The following is an 18716-nucleotide window of genomic DNA, read 5'->3' on the forward strand; positions in this document are numbered from 1 at the left end:
TTGTTAGGAGAAAAGATATGGCAGTCCGTAGCTATGCGGCTCCGCCTACCCCGTGGTCGCAAACCCTAGCTGAACCGAAAATTGATGAGTCAGCGCAAGTTCACTCATTCTCAAATCTGATCGGCGATGTGCGGATCGGGGCGAATGTGTTGATTGCGCCGGGGACATCAATTCGGGCAGATGAAGGGAATCCGTTTTTCATTGGACAAAATTCCAAAGTGCAAGACGGAGTTGTGATTCATGGATTAGAGCAGGGGAGAGTCGTTGGGGACGACGGAAATTCCTATTCGGTCTGGATTGGAAACAATACTTCGATCACCCACATGGCACTGATTCACGGACCTGCCTATGTGGGTGACGGTTGTTTTATTGGATTTCGATCGACGGTGTTTAACGCCCGAATCGGAGAGGGTTGCATTGTGATGATGCACGCACTGGTTCAAGATGTCGAAATTCCGGCTGGGAAGCTTGTGCCGTCCGGTGCAGTGATTACCACCCAGCAGCAAGCCGATCGATTACCAGAAGTGAGTGAGCGCGATCGCGCCTTTGCGACTTATATGGTCGGTGTGAATTCGGCATTGAATGTTCCCAGTGCGAGAAATGCGGCTGTTCCGAGTCGGGATGCCGCGAATCAGTCCACAGCAGATGTTAAAGCTAGCAGTAGCGCTACAGAAAATGGGTCAACTATGAGCGGCGAAGTTATTAACCACGTTCGGCAATTGCTGGCGCAAGGATATCGGATCGGGTCAGAACATGCAGATAAGCGGCAGTTCCAGACCAGTTCTTGGAAAAGTTGTGCGCCGATTCAAGCAACAAACGAGTCCGGTGTTTTGGCAGCATTACAAGCCTGCCTTGCAGAACACAGTGGCGAGTATGTTCGCTTGATCGGAATTGATACGAAGAATAAGCGACGAGTTTTAGAGGCAATTATTCAGCGTCCAGGAGACAAGCCTGTATCGTTGGGTGGCGGCTCAGGCTATGCGGCAGCTCCGTCTTATAGCAATTCGTCTTACAGCAGTCAGCCTGCTTCTAACGGCAATGGCTATAGTGCAGGCGGTTTAGATTCGGCAGTTTTGGCTCAAATCCGCCAAATCTTGTCGAGAGGCGGACGCATCGGAACCGAACATGCTGATAAGCGGCAGTTCCAAACTAGCTCTTGGAAAAGCTGTGCGCCGATTCAGTCTACGCAAGAATCTGCGGTGGTCAGTGAACTGCAGCGCTGTTTGGCAGAGCATAGCGGTGAATATGTTCGCTTAATCGGGATTGATACTCAGAATAAGCGTCGGATGTTGGAAACCATCATTCAACGTCCGGATGGTAAGCCTGTCGCTCAACCGACTTCGCATGTTGCGGCTCCGGCTTCTGCGCCTTCAGGTGGTAGCGGCGGTTCGACTTCGGGCGACGTTGCTGATCAAATCAATCAACTGCTAGCTCAAGGTGCAGTGATCGGTTTGGAATTTGCGGATGAGCGACGCTTTAAATATGGCTCTTGGAACAGTGCACCTCCGATTCAGGCGGGTTCTGCTTCGCAAGCCTTGGCTTCTCTCAATGCTTTCTTACACGAACACAGCCATGACTATGTTCGTTTAGTTGGCGTTGATCCGAGACAGAAAAAGCGTGTTGCTGAAGTCGTGATTCACCGTCCGGGAAAAGCTCATGCTTCTAACGGCAATGGTTACAGCGGTTCTGCTGCTTCTGAGCCTCCGATGTACAATGCACCTGCAAGCTACAAGTCTGAGCCTCCGCTTTATACGCCTTCTAGCAATGGTAACGGTCGTCTAAGTTCGGATACTGTGGATCAGATTCGTCAGTTTGTGCGTCAAGGCTACAAGATTGGGGTAGAGTTCGCGGATCAGCGACGCTACAAGACCAGTTCTTGGCAGACTGCGACTTCGATTCAGACGAGCCGCGATGCTGAGGCAATCTTAGAGGTTGAAGCTGCGATCGCGAACTATTCTGGTCTGTATGTTCGTTTAATCGGAATTGATCCGAAAGCAAAGCGACGTGTGGCTGAGTTAGTGATTCAACAGCCAGGTAAGTAGTAACTCCAATGCAATCGCCGCCCCTACAACTATTGCCCGTGAGTACGACCCACTATTATGTGAGTGGTGATGTCACGATCCATGCAGGGGCAGCGATCGCACCTGGAGTTTTGCTGCAAGCTGATCCGGGTTGCAGCATTGTCATCCATTCAAGCGTTTGTTTGGGTCTTGGATCGGTGATTCATGCCCATTCGGGAGCGATCGAAGTCGGTGAAGGAGTGATCGTTGGGGCCGGCGTGTTGCTGGTTGGCAGTTTGATTGTTGGCGATCGCGCTTGTGTCGGATCGGGAACGACGGTGATGAATCGATCGATTGAGAGTTTGTCGATCGTACCTCCGGGATCTTTGATGGTTCAGCAAGCGAATGTCGAGGAAGTTGCAGAGCCAACTGAAGAAGTATTTGAGCCTGGATTTTGCCCGCCTCCACCTGAGCAAAGCAGTGTGGAAGAGGCTCCAAAAGATAATAATGGTTCAGCACCAGCAGTAGAGACGGCTGAGACGAATGAATCGAAACCGGATGCTGAGATGAATGGATCGAAGCCGACACCAGAGCCGCAGGAGTCGGATGAGATTGACTCGCCTAGTTCGCAAAATGGGCAGGTGTATGGACAGGCGTATGTAAATCGGTTGTTAGGGAAGATGTTTCCGAATCAACAGCGATTGGATGGAAATGGTCGATCTTCTCAATGAGTCTAATTTTGTCTCTAGAGTCGTCTAATTCTAGTATTTCACAACTCTAATTCCCAGGATTGATGCATATCCAAAACTGAAAACCTTGATCGTTATGCATGTAAAAGCTAGTTTTTTAGACTACATTAATGTAAACAGAATCTGTTGCAACTACGGAATCTCTGTAGATCGCATAGCACTCTACATAGTGCTTCCCTTTATACAAAGTCCACTCAAACTTTACTCCATCGCCTTTATCGTTTTCGAGTTGCCCTCTCATAGCATTGTACCGTTTAGCCTCACTACCACTATTTTTAACTTTCCATTTGAAAAATATCCCTTGCGGTAAGTTACTTTTGTTCCTATTGACCATAAATGTAAGGCCTTCGTTTTTTCTATAAACATATGGTCGGAATCCTCCTGATGATCTGTCAGGTGACACTGCTATTTTCAAGCTCCACCGATCATCTAGATTCATTGGGAACTGTTCGCTGATAAATTCTTCCTGATTAATCCTTGAATCGTGTCGAGAAGCTTTTACATCAAAGCTTTGATAAGCAGAAAAGCTAGCCATTGTCTTCTGAATTTCGCCAAAGTCTTCTCCGAATATTTTTCTCCATTTCTTTACAGCTTCATTGATATCACTCTCTTCATATGCGTCGTTAATCCACGTGTTGTAGTTGCTAATCTTGTTTCTAAAATTCGAGTATCGATCTTGATTCCAATGTCTGTTAAAAAATTCTGTTGGCAAAACAGGATTGACTAATATTTCATCTGTTAGATTTGGTCTATTCTGCAAGTAGTCATTGAGCCTATTGAATAGAGTTTTCAAACTTGTAGACAGGTTCTTATAACACTCTGGATTAAAATAATTATCGTATTCGTTAACTTGTCGCCCTATCAGAGAGGTTAGAAGTACAGACTTAATTGAAAAGGTAAGCTTTGAATCTCGCAAATACTTCACCAATCTCACAACTTTCGTTAAATACTGGTTAGTAGTGATCAAGTTTTTCTTTTCAAACCACTGCGCGTAACTATCTCCGTCAGTGTCTTCAAACTCATTGCTATTTTTATTCATGACCTTGCCTACACCATAAATTGAAATAGATGGCACTAGGTCAATATGAAAATCGTTTGCATAATCAATAGTTACACATCGAGATTTACCTCTTCTATCCACTAAATCTGCGTATCTTATAGTACTCTTGAATTCTTGATGTAGATTGTTTAAATAGTCTTTAGGTTCCCATCCATCAAATTTACGAAGTGAGATTAACAAATCCACGTCAAAATCTGAATCACCAAATGGTTTGATAATTGTCTCCTGCCTGTATGATCCCTGCGGCGTTATGTCTATAATGCTGTCTTTAAATAGGTCATTTCTTCGTAGGAAGTTCTCCATAGTTTTGATACCCGCCTTAGCTACTTCAAGTCTAGTCGGATTGAGATTCACTTCGTCTTTAAGAAAATCTCTAAAGAAATCATTAATATTCTTCATCTATTTCCTCTGATTTAAAAAGTGGGAAGAAGTCTTTAAGTTTTAAGCGAGAAAGCTTTGAATATTATTAATTTGATATGTAAAAGTTTGATCTGCTTTACTTTTTAGAGAATCTAATATACTTAGACTGTCCATAGCTAGTTTCACATCGCTGTTGAAATTCAATCTGAGATATTGATCATCTCTCAAAACTAACTTGACCATGTTTTCAGAAGAAATCGATTGTAGATTTAGAATTGTGTCAACTAATTTACTGCCTTGCCAGCCGTTAGATAGCCCCCATTTTCGATCCTCAGCCCCATCAATCTCATAGTAGCGATGTCCAATTCCAGTCCCAACAGAAAGAATTTTTACTTGGTCTTTGTCAATTTTAAGTTTACCAATCGCTTCAATCAGACCAACTAAAGCGGGGTTATTAGCCCACAAGCCACCATCTACAAGTAAGTAATTATCTACTCTACTGGGATCAAAATATGTAGGGGCAGAGCAAGAAGCCAAAATGGCATCGACAATTTTAGTATTTTTATCTCTTATAAACTCATCTAAATATGATGATTTAAAGACGAAAACCTGACCGTTAGCTATGTCTGTCGCAGGGATAACTAATCGAGTATCTTGCACGTCAGAAAGCGTTTTATTTCCTAGCGCTTTATTCAGAATTTTCTCTAAATATCTTCTTGAGTATTTGCTTTTATAGAGTCCATTTAGACTAAAGCTATTAGGAGAAAAAATCTTCTTGCCCTCAACCTCGTAAAGCATTACTACCTTTTCAATTGGATAATTAATTGCGAGAGCGCTAGCAATTATTGATCCAGTGCTAGTACCAATAATCAGATCGAAATGTTTGGAGAAAACAATTCCCAATTCCTCATGAATTCTTTTAAGTATATAAGCAGCGTACAACCCTCTAATGCCACCACCATCGATAGCTAAGATCTTGAATGCCATTGATCACTTTGAACGAAAGAACAAATCTACTAAAGAATAGCACTTTTGTTCAGATACATGAACACTGTAATGCGTGAAAAGATAAAAACATCCTTAAGGTTAGTGAAGGTAGTGTTCTAGATGTGTGGATATATGGCAGAATGAAAACGATGTGTTAGAGGGCTGAGTCTAGAGATGGTCCTAGAACCTGTTCAATGTCCCGATTGCCAGAGTGTGGATGTCGTTAAGCATGGTCGCAGTGCTGCTGGAAAACAACGGTATTGTTGCCGTAACTTAGAGTGTTCGAGACGATCATTTATCTTGAACTTTAGCTATCGAGGACGACTGCCTGAAGTCAAAGCGCAAATCAGCGACATGGCAATCAACGGCAGTGGTATTCGTGATACCGCCAGAGTGTTGAAGATTAGCCCAACGACTGTGATTGAAACGCTGAAAAAAAGTCAAGTCAACTTGAACAAGTAAACATAAGTCTGCTCGAACAGCACCAACCGGATAACACTGCAGTCATGGTCGTCAGAGTCGAGGCGGCGGAGATGGACGAGATGTGGAGTTTTGTCGAGTCAAAGCAGCATCAACGATGGTTGTGGCACGCGATTGACCATCAAACTGGAAAAGTCCTTGCCTATGTGCTAGCCACCCATGAAGACTCAGCTCTTAAGCAACTTCAGCAACTGTTAGCTCCTTTTTCGATTCAACGGTTTTACACCGATAGTTGGGGAGCTTACTTGCGATTGCTAGATGAGCAGCACCATACGGTTGGCAAAGCCAACACACAGCGCATTGAGCGGAAACATCTAACTTTGAGAACTCGGATCAAGCGGCTTGCCAGAAAGACGATCTGTTTTTCCAAGACTGAGAAGATGCATGATACTGTGATTGGATTATTCATCAACCGTCATGAGTTCGGGCGAGCAGTATAACGTTATGCCCACACATCTAGAACACTACCGGTTAGTGAATTAAGACTTATTTTTCAAATACTCTTCAACATGAAATAAAAATCTAAGATTAGATGCCTATCTTGAAGAACCTGCGGTTTTTACGAAAGCATTCGCAGGAGGATGAGGCGAGTTTAGTGGAGAGGTATAAGGTGTGAAGTGCGAGGGTCCAGACATGAGGCAATTGTACGATTTACAATCGCAGATTGATCGATTTAACCGGTTGAGTTGTGATCGCAAACTAACCTGCTAGAGCATAAAACTTAAGAAACTACGGGGCGCAGGTGCGAGATGATCGCTCAATCAGCTAGACACCTTGACTTCTCAGTAACCAAAACCCCGTATAGGTCATGCCTGAATCATCAGGTTCAACTAACAAAAAATGTAATTGCTTACTTTCTTGCTTCCGTTGTTCAAACAATTGAGCAGCACTTCGCATTTCTGGATCATCAAAGGTCGCAAGAATCCAACGATCGAGTTCTCCCGCATACAAAACTAGCCCGTCTGGTGTTCCTGCGATCGCATTCATTGATCTCGGATCATTGGCTTGAATCCAACGGGCTAATTGCATCGATCGTCGTCCCCCGTCAATCACGACACCCGGAATTTGTGCCGTTGATGCAACTCCTAAATTCAAAGGATGCAAAGCTTCAGGCATATCTACGATCGGGATTGTCCGGTTGGAAATTGTTTCAACTAAATCACTCGATCGTAGAGAAGCAAATCGCCACTGTTCTCCCCAAAGATTATCGGGCAAGGGCTGAGGAGGATTACGCATAAACTAGCAAAGTGCAGAACAGAGCCTATTCTACCTGTTTCTTAGGGTTGCTAGGCGATCTATCAACTTTGCTCGATCTCAGATCGGCATAATCCACAGAATGAGTCTCGACTTTATCCCTAAGTTGAATAAAGTCGAAACCTACTATGAAACGGCTGGCTTCGGCTTGTAAGTAGAAGCAACTTGTAGTTCTTTTAACTGCTTCTCATCAACACTAGAAGGTGCACTGGTTAACAAACAACGAGCCTGCTGTGTTTTCGGGAAAGCAATCACATCGCGGATTGAGTCTTCACCTGAGAGCAACATGACCCAGCGATCGATACCATAGGCAATCCCACCATGAGGAGGTGCGCCGTATTCAAATGCTTCGAGTAAAAAGCCGAATTTGTTTTGTGCCTCTTCTTCAGAAATTCCGATCGTTTCAAACACTTTCGCTTGCAGATCCGGTTGGTGAATCCGAACACTGCCACCACCGACTTCAAAACCATTGAAAGCAAGGTCGTAAGCTTGAGCGCGCGCAGTGGTCAAATCATTTACATCATCGGGATGGGGAGCCGTAAACGGATGGTGCAATGCTTCATATCGCTTCTCGTCAGCATTCCACTCGAACATTGGAAAATCGACAATCCACAGTAAGCTGAGCTTGTCAGGATCGATCATGCCGAGTTCGTTGCCGAGGTATTGACGTAAGCGATCGAGGGTTTTATTCACCGTATTCGCATCGGCAGCAGCAAACAGTAGAAGATGTCCGGGTTTCGCATTTGTGCGTTTGAGGATTTCTTGCTTTTGTTCTTCGGTGAGATTGTCTTTGATTGCGCCGATCGTATCGATCTCGCCATCTTCACGCACTCGAATGTAAGCGAGTCCACGCGCACCCGCTTCGGACGCTTCTTTGAACACATCTCCGCCAGGCTTAATCCGAACATTGGAAATTGCATCGTTGCCATTCGGAATCGGGAGGATTTTTACTAATCCACCTTTTTTCACGGCATCCGCAAAGACTTTGAATCCGGAATCTTTCACGACATCGGAAACATCGACCAGCTCTAAGCCGAAACGAGTATCGGGCTTATCACTGCCATAGCGATCTATTGCTTCGGCATAGGTGAGACGCGGGAAAGGACGAGGAACTTCGATGCCTTTCATGGTTTTGAGAATGGTACAGACTAGGCGTTCGTTCAGATCCAAGATTTCCTCTTGGCTCATGAAGCTCATTTCCATGTCGAGCTGCGTGAATTCTGGCTGCCGCTCAGCCCGCAAATCCTCATCGCGGAAACAACGCGCAATTTGATAATAGCGATCGAGTCCTGAGACCATTAGCAATTGCTTAAATAGCTGAGGCGATTGCGGTAACGCATACCATTCGCCCGGATTAACGCGCGAAGGGACGAGATAGTCTCGCGCTCCCTCAGGTGTAGAACGAGTCAGAATCGGCGTTTCAACTTCGACAAAGCCTTCTTGATCTTCGAGGAAACGTCGCATCGTTTTGATCAATTGGTGGCGAAGTTGTAGATTGCGGCTCATGCGATCGCGGCGCAAATCGAGATAGCGATATTTCAAGCGCAATTCTTCGCGAACGGATTCTGTCTCAGCAGCAGAAACTTGGAAGGGCAATTGTTTGCGAACTGTGCTGAGAATTTCAATCTCATCTGCATAGATCTCGACTTCGCCCGTGGGAATCTTCGGATTCAGTGATTCATCAGGGCGCTTGGTCACACGTCCAACAATCTTGATCACATACTCATTTCGCAGATCGCCCGCAATTTTGTAGGAATTCGGCGTGCGTTCTGGATCGCTAACGACTTGAACAATGCCTTCGCGATCGCGCAAATCGATAAAGATCACGTACCCGTGGTCACGTCGCCGATCCACCCATCCGAAGAGGGTGACCGTTTCACCAATATGATTCGCTCGAAGTTGACCACAGTACTGGGTACGCATATCTCAGAAATAAGGGGTTTAAAAATTAGAAAACCTCCTAATTATGCCGTAATCGGGGAACGATCGCGAGTGATATTTAATCTTTAAGAATTTTCTTGAACGCTGAATAGATCAAACGGGAGATCTAATTGATCGATCAGCGAGAACAGGTTGGGAACCTCGAAGCTGATCTGATCGGTTGCATTCACTTGCATCGAAAATAATGGATAGAAGCTTTGGTTCTTGTCTTCTAAACGAGATTGCCGAGTCGGTGGAACTCTCTCCACAACACAAGCGGGATCTTTGAGCGGAATGGCAGCATTGAGAGCGTCGATCGCAGAACTTTGACGAGCCGCATCTGCACTATCAAATTTTTTAGACCAACTTAAGCCAAACTGATCCCGCTGGTTGCGTTTCGCCCAAACAGTATCTGCATTTTTGAGAATGAAAGCTTTGTACTGCGCTTTAGGAGACGTTTCTTGCAGGTAAGCTAGATTACGCATGAAGATGCCCTTGAACTGTGGACCATCATCTCCACACTCAGGTTCACAGTATTCGATCAAGATGCCCTTGCGAGAGAGGTGCTTGATCGTTGCAGTAGCGATCGCATGTGCCTGCTTCAAGTAAGTCTGATCTTTTGTACTTTTATAGAAATCAACTAATCCCCCCATCACAACGCCTTGGTTGTAAGTCCAAGTAACATCGCCATTGTTGCGACAGTGATCATTTAATCCATCATTGACCAAGTTCTGCTTGTTGATCATGCCGGACTTTTTGAACCAATTCCAGCCGTGTTTTGCCCAGTCGATGTAACTGCCTTTGCCATAGTCATTCACGGTGCGCTGATGCAGCCGAATCGCGATCGTAAAAAATAGTCCATTGGTAATCGCATTTTTATACTGGCGATCTTTGCGCCACCACATTCCACCCCCGCATTTAGAGTCCCAGCCTTTGGTCATGTCTTTGAAGATGGATTTTGCTGTGTCGAGATAGCGTTTCTCTCCAGTCAAATCGTAGGCTTTGATCCAAGTTAGTGCCCACCACCCCTGATCGTCATAGACATTTGCCTCCAGAAAGCCTTGTGACTTATGCTTTTCGTAAGTATTCACGATGATGGGATGATATTTTTTCTGCTTCGTGAGGCGAGAGTAATCAATCGTTGTCTCCAGTGCATTCGCTGCATTCCACCAACCCGTCGAGTTCCAAAGTCCGGTTGTAGAACTATAAAAGACTTGTAGTGCAGCCATTCCTGCTGCTGCGGTAGCGTGACAAGCTCCGGGCAATACCATGCGATCGCGTCTCCTTAGATTTCTATCTCAAGCGATCCAAGGTACTGCCTGGTTTTATTCGTTAAACACAACCTATTGATTTATTTCTAGTCGGTAACAGCATGTTGCTTTAAATCATTCAGAGAGACAAACTCTAATGCAGCCGCGTGAGTTGCGGCAAGAACGACCGGAGGTGCAACCCCTGCATCTAGGGCTTCTTTCCAGCGAGAGGCACAAAGACACCAGCGATCGCCGGGTTTAAGCCCAGGGAAGTCGTAAAGCGGCATGGGCGTGACTAAATCATTGCCTTGGGCTTTGCTAAATTCGAGAAATTCAGCCGTGACTTGGGCACAGACAACGTGAATGCCGACATCTCCGGCTCCCGTACTGCAAAATCCATCGCGGTAGTAGCCAGTCACCGGGGATCGACAACAGTTTTGCAGTTCGTCACCGAGGACATTTCTAGCGCGGCTCACCATAATCTAAAGTCTCCTTATTCGCTCAGGGCTTGCTGAATTTGATCTACTTTGAAGCCAACTGCGATCGCAGTTTGGTCTTTGACAAATAAAGGGCGCTTCAGCAACATTGCATCTTGGGCAAAGGCTTCAATCCATTCGGCATCTGTCCAAGTTTGCTTTTCGTCACCTAAGGCGCGGTAAGATTGCCCTGACGTATTTCGCATCGGTTTTGCTCCCAGTTCGGCGACCCATTTTTGGATGGTGGTTTTGGTGGGAGGATGTTCTTTAGTGTTGATGAATTCGTAGGCAATGTTCTGAGCATCGAGCCAGGAAATCGCTTTTTTGCAGGTTCCACAGGTCGGGATTCCGTAAACTTGAAGACTCATCAGGATTGTGTTCTAAACTGCAATGCTGTTTATCCCATGTTTTCGGAATCCTGTACAGCCTAGACAAACATATTGACTAAAACCCAGTACAGAACTAATACGCCGATCACCCCGATCCATAATTTTGCTTGGTTCATAACACTTAGGAGTAACTGTAGAGTTTACAACTAGCTTGTCACGATCAAGAAAATTCTGGCTCTATCTCAGGAGTTGATTTTCGCGATGTTGCTACTTCGCTTCCTCTAAATTAATAGACCTCCTCCTGCACGAATGCCCTCCGAATCGAATTCGCCAAGGCGCAATGATTCATCCAGGGAGTCTAATGTTCAACCAGTTCCCGAAATCGACGATCGCTCATAATCTGCTCAAATTCTGGATCGTTTTTCGCATCATCTCGATATCGAGGATTCAATCGAATTGCTTCTTCTAAATTCTCGATCGCAGCTTGGGTATGTCCCTGAAGGGCATAACAAATCGCTTTGTTGTAGTATGCCGGAGAATACTTGGGTTGAATGTCGATCGCGTTATCAAAACAGTCTAAAGCTTCGCGATCGCGCTCTAGCTGAATCAGCAAATAACCGCGATAATTCCAAACTTTGTAAGCTTCTGTGTTCAGCTTCAATGCCGCATCAAAGGATGCTAGAGCCTCCGAGTAGCGTCCTAACATCTGCAACGCCAAACCGCGATTTAACCAGGCAATTTCATTGTTTGCGCGAACTTTAACCGCTTGATCAAACGAGCGAAACGCTTCTTCATGCCGTTGCAGTTTTCCTAAGGCGACTCCGCGATCGCACCATGCTTCTGAGTAATCGGGGTCAAGCTGCGTTGCTCGATCGTAAGAGAAAATTGCTTCTTTATATTGTTTCAGACGTGCCAGTGCTAACCCGCGTTTGAGCCAAACTTCAGGATGGTTTGATTGGTGTTTGAGCGCTTGATCGTAATGTGCGATCGCGGCTTCAAATTGTCCGGCTTTAAATTGAGCTTCTGCTTGCTCCAGATCATTCGATTCAGGCGCTGTGATCGGTTCTGCGGGACGGCGATTTTGAGCTTGTTCACGCAAGCCAGACAACTGTGAAACAAATTCGATTTCTAAGCTCTGCAACTTGTTGAAAATCGCTTGTTTCTGTTGGGTTGCATCGGATTCGAGCAATCTTAGTTTGTCGAGGAAATTTGTTCGACCTTGGATTGCACTCGATTCAAGCTCCGAGAATTGTGACATGAGATCGGATTGTTTTGCTGTTATCGCATCTTTCGCCGATTGCTGATGTTGCTCTACATCAGATTGCTTGGCTGAGAGCGATGCTGCAAATTCAGTTTCTAAGTGCTCGATCCGTTCCCGCACTTGATCGCGTTGCTGTTGGGTATCTGCATGTAGAACAGAGAGTTGGGCTGCAAATTCAGTTTTAAGTTGTCCCAGGTTCTCTAAAATCTGAGTGCGCTGCTCGGCAGTTTGTGATTCGGATTCATTCAGTCGAGCGATGTACTCTTGCTCGAATTGTTCTAACCGTTCGAGGAGTTGCGCGTGTTGTTGCTCGAGGTGTGTAGCAATTTGGGCTTGCGATCGCGTTAAATGCTCTTGAGTCAACTGCTGCTGCTGAGTTGCAAACGTACCAATTTCATCGAGTTGTGACATTAATTGCTGATGCAGGTCACTGAAAGTAGTTTGAGCAGTCGCATTTTGCTCATCTACATCAGTTTGCAGCATGGATAGATGCGCCGCAAACTCTGAAGACAGTTTCTCTAATTCTCGCTTCGAGAGATTGACCTGAGTTTCTAACCCTGCCAGTAATTCGGATTGAGACTGAGAAAGCTGAGTCGTTAATCCGGTTAAACTTTCTGCATCTTCTGAAATTCTTCTTTGCAATTCTTGAACTTCAGTTTCAAGCTGCTGAATAATTTGGCGCGACTGTTGAATTTTACGTTCTGCTTCTTCCTGAACCTCGTGCAATTGATGTTCAACTTCTGACAAGTTCTGAAGCTGGTACATGCCGCGATCGACAATTTCTCGAATAATCACCTGCCGGAACCGCCACAGCGATGCCAAAATCGCGATCGGGAACAGCGTTAAGGTAATCAGCGCAACATTCAGCAGTAAGCTAGAGCGACTAAATGCCCGATCAATTTCAGATTGAACTTGAGATCGCAGTTGTTGCTCTTGGCGTAACTGGTTTAATTCTTCTTGCTGAGCGGTTTGAGCTTGTACACTTTCTGCGCCAACCGGAACAGAACAGACAAGCAAGCTACCCAATAAAAAGGCAAACACTGATTGATTCTGATGACGCATAGAAAATTGCCCGATCGCGTTGAGAGGTTGTACTATTCTCCAATTTACCAAGGCAATTGGAGAATCGACCGGAAATATCTTAACGTTGTGATCGAATTGCGCCGTTATACAGCACAGTGGTCTGAAAATCTGCCTTATCGACTCGAACTTCACTCTCGATCGAAGGTTCGATCACACCTGGAACATTCCCTTTGAACGTAAAGATCCAGTGATCCCCTTGATCCACAAACGGCGATTTTGCCGCGAATCCGTGCATTGAGAGTTCAGCACGATATTGCGATAAGCCTCCATTTTCGGTTTCAGCCGCTTGCCGCGCTAAATTTTTTGCCCGACTCAGCGCTTCGATTTCTTTGACTCTTGTTTCAAAGGTTGAGGTCTGAGCGACCGCAGGCAGACTCACAGCGCCTCCAAGCAATCCGGCAAGCAGAGCAATCGTGATCCAAGATTTCATAGTTCAGTATCAGCAAAGTGTTCAAAGATACTTGACTACAAACCTTGCCGAAAAGTTGCGATCGCTTCAAGCTCATTCGTCTCTGCCATCAACACGCATCGAGTCAGGAGATCAATATCCAAACCGGGTAGAATCCGACTCTGAACGAGACGCTGATAATTCCCATCGATAAATCCATAAAGTGCAAAGACCCCATCTTCCCAGAACCAAACTTCAGGGACTTCTAGCACTTGATACTTCGCAAGCTTCGTTTCACTGCCACTGGTAAAAACGACTTCAATCGAAAGATCAGGCGTGGATTTGCGATCGCCGATGCAATAAGATTCGTCTGCCTCGATCGCACATTCGCCTTTTTTCTCCTGTGTCATTGATCCAGTTGGAAGAAATCGAATTCCACGGTCAATGCAGAACAGCATGATCAAAAGACCGATAATGCGCGAGAAAATCTCATGATCCCGTCCAGGCATAAACAGTTCGATCTCGCCCTTGAAATAGGATAAATGCACACCAGATACACCTTCCAAGCTCTGCTGCATCAGCTTGAAATGTGCCCAAGTGCGATCGGAATAAGTGATACGCTGACCAGCTTCAATTCTTCGATTAAAAGTTGCTGTCATGGTTTGATCAGTAGCGACTTTCCACTATTGTAAACCTTCAATCTCAGCAACTCGATCTCACTTTTGTCACGAATTGAATCTCTGAATCACCGAGTTGACTGAGTGCGATTTCGATCAGGTTGGTGGGGAAATAGGAAAAGCAATTTTCAGATCACCAGAACGGGTCGCCATGACTCCCCACTCCCCACTCCCCACTTCTCTTAAATCACTCCACGAATCTCTTCCACAACGCCATCGCGCAAGAGAATCTCAACATTCATCATCTCAATCAAATTGTCACCGGGCTGAATCTGAAACACGCTGCCAATCTGACCCTGTTGCACTTCCTCATTCAATTCCAGCATTTGAATCTGCTGAAGCTGTTGTAAGCTTTGATTCTTTTGTTCTAATAGCTCACTCTTGCGCTGATTGAACTGCATCCGAATATTTTCGCTCTGCTGCAAAGCCTCTGGACTTCCAGGCTGGATCGTCTGACGTTGAACTTCCGTCAAAACCTGCTGCATCTGCATTTCAAGCTGCTGTAACTGCGTATCCGTCTGATTTAACTGTGCTTGCAGCGTTTGCTGTGCCTCTTCCTTCCAGCGAGGAGTGACGATCGCTTTCACATTAACATTGCGCTGAAGGAGCAAATGAGACTTAGAGATTTCCATACTGTGAGTTAGAAAGGGGAAACGTAAAAGTGGGCTAAACCTCGGCTGTGAACAGTTTAGCCCTGATGATTTCACACTACGGCAAAAACATCTCGTCAATCATACCTTGGTAGCGCTCCATCACAACATTGCGGCGAATTTTCAGCGTTTGCGTTAGCAATCCGTTCTCGATCGAGAATGGCTCACTCAATAATCTAAAACAGCCAATGCGATCATCCGGACGATAGGCAGGACGATCTTTGACCAATCGCGCCAATTCTCCCCGAAATAAATCCTGCACCGAGGAGCTATTTAAGTCAGTACTACCCCACTGTTCCAAAGCTTCCATGTTGGGAACTACTAACGCACCGAGAACTTTTTGATCCTGTCCCACCAACATAATCTGATCAATATAAACACTCCGCAGGCAAGCATCTTCGATCGGTTGTGGCTCAATATTTTCGCCATTGGTTAACACAATCGTATCTTTTGCCCGTCCTGTAATGATCAAATCATCGTGAGGCGTGACCATGCCCAAATCGCCCGTGTCAAACCAACCGTCTTTGTCGATCGCTTTTGCAGTTGCTTCGGGATTTTTGTAATACCCCTGCATAATCTGATGTCCGCGCAGCAAAATTAACCCTTTCTGCCCGATCGCTAAATCTTGGCGCGTCTCTGGATCAACAATTCGCGTTTCAGTCGTCGGTAAAGGTTCACCATCTGCCCCCCGAACATTCCGCCAAGGGCGACGAGCATGAGTAATCGGAGAAGTTTCGGTCAGTCCGTACCCTCCTAAAATGTTAATGCCGACAATCTCAAAAAAGTCCTCTAGGTGATCTGCGATCGAGCCACCGCCACTGACGACAAACTTGATTTGACCACCTGTGCCTGCTCTAACCTTTTGATAGACTAAGCGATCGCCCAACAGATGCAATGGAAATCGCAACGCTGCTTTCACACTTGCCGTTAACTTCTCAGTCGCAGACGGATTTAAATTATCCAAGTTCAGACTCTTAGCAGTACGTTGAGCCAAGATGTACTTCTGACTCTGTTCTAAAAAAATTTCACCAATTTTTGCTTCCGAGCAGGCTGATCGCGAAATTGTTTCTGAATCCCTTCATAAATCGACTCCCACAAGCGCGGTACACCGACCATGTAGTGCGGCTGGAATTCTTTTAAATCCTTTTTCACAAAGCGAATATTGGTATAAATCTGAGTACACCCATTCGAGAAAATAAAGTACTCAAAGGAGCGCTCATACGAGTGCCAAATCGGCAGAATGCTTAAGACTCGCTCTCCTGCTTCCGGTTGTGCCACCGCATAAGCGCCATTGATCTCATAGATTAAATTTCCATGACTGAGCATGACCCCTTTCGGCATTCCCGAAGTGCCAGAGGTATACATCAAAGTAGCCAGCGTACTGCGGTCTTGTTGAACGGGCTGAAGAGAATGCGATCGACCGAGTTCTAACACTTCCGAAAAGGTCATCACTTTGTAAGTTTCTGAAGTTACCGCTTCATCCGAGAGCAAAATCACAAACTGTAACGGAACTTCTGAGAGAATACCGCGCAATTTCTTCAAGAGTTCCGCATCTTGTAGCACGACTCCGACCGAGCCACTATGCTCCAAAATGTAGCGTAACTCGACCGGATCAGCCTGCGCTCCTCGAACCACATCCACAGCACCCGATCGCATAATGCCCTGGTCTGCCACTAACCATCTCGGACAGTTATCTGAGAACAAGGCAATCCGAGGCGGTACACTGTCTCCGTCCTCAACGCGAACCCCTAAAGCTTGAATCCCTGCTGCAAACGCCTGCATCTGATCGTAGAGTTGTGCATACGTTAATTTGACTTCTGGGCTACTGTGCGGATCATGGACGGCAAGAACATTGGCAAACTGTTTTGCCGCGATCGACCAGACCTCTGGCAGCGACTGTACGTTGGAATAGAGCGGATGAGAGGGATAGGCGAGGCTCATAGAGGGGACTCCTGTTCAAAAAAGCGGGATTGACTCTAACGATATGCCTCAGTCATTACGTTAAATCACTGAGAGCAGACAGAATTCATTTTGTCTGAGATTCGACGGAATGATTGAGAAATTGTCCGAAGTCGCTTCAAGATTTTCTAGGATAAGCATCAAGAAACTTTAAAGACTTGATAAGGCACGATTGGGTTTCTACGTAATCTCTCGGTGATTCCTGTTTAATGTAAAACCGTACATCTGAATTTCTTCAGTTCAATGGTTGCTACAATTTCTGGAATTGTCACACTTTGCCTAACGATCGGCGCAGTCGCATTTCATTTGAGTTCTTCTGTACCGGACGTGAATCGTTCAGAGTGTGAATCCTTTGAAGTCTACCGATTAAGCGATCACGCCTGTTACATTCCGCAAGGTGAGTAGAAATGTTAGGCTTTGAAGGTTGCATTGAGAGAAAACTGATGCCGAAAGCAGTTTGGAATGGAGCCGTTTTAGCAGAAAGCGAACAGACAGAAATCGTCGAAGGAAATCACTATTTTCCGCCCGACGCTCTCAAATCAGAGTATTTTCAAGACAGCAGTACGCACACCACCTGCCCTTGGAAAGGCGTTGCCAGCTATTACAGCATTGTTGTGGACGGACAAACCAATAAAGATGCGGCTTGGTATTACCCAACCCCTAAAGATGCGGCGAAAAACATTGCAGGCTACATTGCCTTCTGGAAAGGCGTAAAAGTTGAAGCCTGATCGGCTTCTTGAACGTAGCCCGGCTGGATGTTGCTTGAACTCTTCATCAAATCTGGACATACTTTGATAGCAAATTGGCGAAGCTGAGATTCATTCAGCTTCGCTTCATTGTTTTTCGCATTCGAGTCAACCACCTGTTTTTGCCAGATTTGTCTGCCCCGTTGCTCCGCGATCGTCAAGCAAATAGCGTCACGATGTCTGAGGTCAGAGGAAGATAGCGGTCAAACATCATTCCTGACAGCAGTTCGAGCAGATTGAATCTCAGCGTTTACTGGCTCCAGCAAAATCTGAGACAACACAGGAAAGTAAACGACTGGAGGATGCTCCGAGCCACCCTGCAGGATTGTCGTCATGAGAAATTCCCTGAGTGCAACCGGGAAAGGATTGAGAAGGATTAAACCTGTACTGGATTTAATCCCCACACCACTAAGCAACGATTTTGAAACGGCTAGGATTGTCTCCAACCTTCTCATACGCGCCTTTTCTCATACCGTGCGCCATCATCAAAGCAACCCGCTTGCGTGCTTCAGGCATTTTTTCGCTTTCGAGTGATCCGTAGAGAATTTGGATCATTTCGTCAGTGGTGAAGGTGTCTTTGGGGGAATCCGTCATCACTTTCAGCACAGCTTCAGCAGGAGTTAAGCCTTTGAAGTCGCGCTTCATGGTTGCATCAAAAGGAACCGAGGGTTTAACATTCCGTTTCGGCTTCTCTTCTTTGGGAGCCTTTGCAGCAGGTGCTTTCGTAGCTTTCGCAGCAGGTGCCTTCGCAGCTTTCGCAGCAGGTGCCTTCGCAGCTTTCGCAGCAGGAGCTTTCTTAGCAGGAGCGGGAGCAGGAGCGGGAGCAGCAGCAGCTTTCGCTTTGCCACGACCTTTCTTAGCAGCAGGAGCAGCAGCAGGAGCAGCAGCAACAACAGCCGTGCCATTGGGTTCAATCGTACCGCCGAGCAAACCGTTTAGATATTCCAGCGTTTTATCAATCTCAGAGGTTGCTGATGCAACAGCAGCTTCGATGATAGAAGCTCTATCTTTTTTCAAACGATCGCGTTCTTGTTCGAGATTGCTCCGAACTGATTTGTCGAGAATAGCGTAGGGCATTGTTGAAACC

Annotated in this window: 20 protein-coding genes; 5 read left to right on the top strand and 15 right to left on the bottom strand. The window is 45.9% G+C overall.

Annotated elements, in window-relative coordinates; all coding sequences use genetic code 11:
* Positions 1–17 precede the first annotated feature (17 nt).
* Both LEPBO_RS0124500 and LEPBO_RS0124505 read left to right on the top strand, forming a co-directional pair.
* Positions 18–2042: a ribulose bisphosphate carboxylase small subunit gene (locus LEPBO_RS0124500; protein WP_017290239.1), complete on the top strand. Its 2025-nt coding sequence runs from the start codon at positions 18–20 to the stop codon at positions 2040–2042.
* A gap of 8 nt (positions 2043–2050) precedes the next feature.
* Entirely contained in the window at positions 2051–2731 is a 681-nt protein-coding gene (locus tag LEPBO_RS0124505; protein ID WP_017290240.1) for a hypothetical protein, read from the top strand.
* A 115-nt stretch (positions 2732–2846) separates the two neighbouring features.
* Here the strand turns inward: LEPBO_RS0124505 and LEPBO_RS0124510 are convergent, their stop codons facing one another.
* Positions 2847–4208, bottom strand: a complete 1362-nt coding sequence (locus LEPBO_RS0124510; RefSeq protein ID WP_017290241.1) for an SMODS domain-containing nucleotidyltransferase — start codon at positions 4206–4208, stop codon at positions 2847–2849.
* A 42-nt stretch (positions 4209–4250) separates the two neighbouring features.
* The gene (locus LEPBO_RS0124515; RefSeq protein WP_017290242.1) at positions 4251–5156 is read right to left on the bottom strand and encodes a CBASS cGAMP-activated phospholipase; all 906 of its coding nucleotides are present in this window, start codon (positions 5154–5156) and stop codon (positions 4251–4253) included.
* Between the two features lie 174 nt (positions 5157–5330).
* Here LEPBO_RS0124515 and LEPBO_RS45640 point away from each other — a divergent pair.
* Positions 5331–6076 (top strand): IS1 family transposase gene (locus LEPBO_RS45640; protein WP_455565126.1). Its coding sequence is split into 2 segments (ribosomal slippage): positions 5331–5586 and positions 5586–6076, totalling 747 coding nucleotides; the frame shifts between segments, so codons are not numbered across the junction.
* Between the two features lie 325 nt (positions 6077–6401).
* Here the strand turns inward: LEPBO_RS45640 and LEPBO_RS0124530 are convergent.
* The 11 genes from LEPBO_RS0124530 to LEPBO_RS45110 form a co-directional block, all read right to left on the bottom strand.
* Entirely contained in the window at positions 6402–6872 is a 471-nt protein-coding gene (locus LEPBO_RS0124530) for a Tab2 family RNA-binding protein (RefSeq protein WP_017290243.1), read from the bottom strand.
* Positions 6873–7016: 144 nt separating this feature from the next.
* A complete protein-coding gene (gene aspS, locus LEPBO_RS0124535; RefSeq protein WP_017290244.1) occupies positions 7017–8813 on the bottom strand; it encodes an aspartate--tRNA ligase in 1797 nt (598 codons plus the stop codon).
* A gap of 83 nt (positions 8814–8896) precedes the next feature.
* Positions 8897–10081 (bottom strand): glycoside hydrolase family 76 protein, encoded by a 1185-nt coding sequence (locus LEPBO_RS38155; RefSeq protein WP_017290245.1) that lies wholly within the window; start codon positions 10079–10081, stop codon positions 8897–8899.
* An 86-nt stretch (positions 10082–10167) separates the two neighbouring features.
* Positions 10168–10539 (bottom strand): DUF2237 family protein, encoded by a 372-nt coding sequence (locus tag LEPBO_RS0124545; protein ID WP_017290246.1) that lies wholly within the window; start codon positions 10537–10539, stop codon positions 10168–10170.
* A 14-nt stretch (positions 10540–10553) separates the two neighbouring features.
* Positions 10554–10904: a Spx/MgsR family RNA polymerase-binding regulatory protein gene (locus tag LEPBO_RS0124550; protein ID WP_017290247.1), complete on the bottom strand. Its 351-nt coding sequence runs from the start codon at positions 10902–10904 to the stop codon at positions 10554–10556.
* Between the two features lie 319 nt (positions 10905–11223).
* The gene (locus LEPBO_RS0124555; protein WP_017290248.1) at positions 11224–13188 is read right to left on the bottom strand and encodes a tetratricopeptide repeat protein; all 1965 of its coding nucleotides are present in this window, start codon (positions 13186–13188) and stop codon (positions 11224–11226) included.
* A gap of 79 nt (positions 13189–13267) precedes the next feature.
* On the bottom strand, positions 13268–13639 hold the full coding sequence (locus tag LEPBO_RS0124560; RefSeq protein WP_017290249.1) for a hypothetical protein: 372 nt from the start codon (positions 13637–13639) through the stop codon (positions 13268–13270).
* Between the two features lie 35 nt (positions 13640–13674).
* On the bottom strand, positions 13675–14256 hold the full coding sequence (locus tag LEPBO_RS0124565) for a Uma2 family endonuclease (protein WP_017290250.1): 582 nt from the start codon (positions 14254–14256) through the stop codon (positions 13675–13677).
* Positions 14257–14456: 200 nt separating this feature from the next.
* Positions 14457–14906: a YlqD family protein gene (locus LEPBO_RS0124570; RefSeq protein ID WP_026148894.1), complete on the bottom strand. Its 450-nt coding sequence runs from the start codon at positions 14904–14906 to the stop codon at positions 14457–14459.
* Between the two features lie 76 nt (positions 14907–14982).
* Complete coding sequence (locus tag LEPBO_RS45105) at positions 14983–15918, bottom strand: AMP-binding protein (RefSeq protein ID WP_263970834.1); 936 nt, start codon at positions 15916–15918, stop codon at positions 14983–14985.
* Positions 15919–15938: 20 nt separating this feature from the next.
* Positions 15939–16865 carry an AMP-binding protein gene (locus tag LEPBO_RS45110; RefSeq protein WP_263970835.1) on the bottom strand — a complete coding sequence of 309 codons (927 nt, stop codon included), beginning with the start codon at positions 16863–16865 and terminating at the stop codon, positions 15939–15941.
* Between the two features lie 261 nt (positions 16866–17126).
* Here LEPBO_RS45110 and LEPBO_RS43020 point away from each other — a divergent pair, with 261 nt between their 5' ends.
* Complete coding sequence (locus LEPBO_RS43020) at positions 17127–17288, top strand: hypothetical protein (RefSeq protein ID WP_154660839.1); 162 nt, start codon at positions 17127–17129, stop codon at positions 17286–17288.
* 38 nt (positions 17289–17326) lie between these two features.
* The gene (locus tag LEPBO_RS0124580; protein WP_026148895.1) at positions 17327–17611 is read left to right on the top strand and encodes a DUF427 domain-containing protein; all 285 of its coding nucleotides are present in this window, start codon (positions 17327–17329) and stop codon (positions 17609–17611) included.
* 221 nt (positions 17612–17832) lie between these two features.
* On the opposite strand, the gene LEPBO_RS44545 is transcribed toward LEPBO_RS0124580, so the two are convergent.
* Positions 17833–17964 carry a hypothetical protein gene (locus LEPBO_RS44545; protein WP_017290254.1) on the bottom strand — a complete coding sequence of 44 codons (132 nt, stop codon included), beginning with the start codon at positions 17962–17964 and terminating at the stop codon, positions 17833–17835.
* Between the two features lie 73 nt (positions 17965–18037).
* Positions 18038–18706 carry a hypothetical protein gene (locus LEPBO_RS43410; protein WP_017290255.1) on the bottom strand — a complete coding sequence of 223 codons (669 nt, stop codon included), beginning with the start codon at positions 18704–18706 and terminating at the stop codon, positions 18038–18040.
* Between the last annotated feature and the right edge of the window lie 10 nt (positions 18707–18716).

It is taken from the genome of Leptolyngbya boryana PCC 6306, from assembly GCF_000353285.1.
GTDB lineage: Bacteria > Cyanobacteriota > Cyanobacteriia > Leptolyngbyales > Leptolyngbyaceae > Leptolyngbya > Leptolyngbya boryana.